Origin of the sequence: Vibrio sp. 10N.222.49.C9 (genome assembly GCF_041474985.1) — a bacterium.
GTDB lineage: Bacteria > Pseudomonadota > Gammaproteobacteria > Enterobacterales > Vibrionaceae > Vibrio > Vibrio crassostreae_C.
Genome location: NZ_JBFRVD010001507.1, coordinates 1 through 291, shown reverse-complemented (window position 1 = coordinate 291; position 291 = coordinate 1). Strand labels below are relative to the sequence as shown.

The following is a 291-nucleotide window of genomic DNA, read 5'->3' as shown; positions in this document are numbered from 1 at the left end:
GAAGTGATTGTATACGGTGCGCTTAGACACATTGGCAAGGCTAGCAAGCTTATCCATGCTGGTGTTCTTAACGCCAAACTCAAGAAAAGATTGCTTTGCTGCGGTAAGGATCGCTTCGCGCTTTAATTCACTACGTGTCTTTTTCATTATTTATCAGAGTCTTATTTATGGTGGAGGAAAAACCATCACTTTATTTTACACTAAGTAGTTTACTTTTAAAGCACCACATGTAAACTACACCGTATAGTTTACTTTAACTAGTGGCATTTAAATGAAACGATTTGTATTGGG

At 37.5% G+C, this 291-nt stretch carries 1 protein-coding gene; it reads right to left on the bottom strand.

The window, feature by feature from the left end:
• The coding region (locus tag AB4585_RS28975; RefSeq protein WP_372172243.1) for a TetR/AcrR family transcriptional regulator at nucleotides 1-147 on the bottom strand (147 nt) is incomplete at its 3' end.
• Nucleotides 148-291 lie beyond the last annotated feature (144 nt).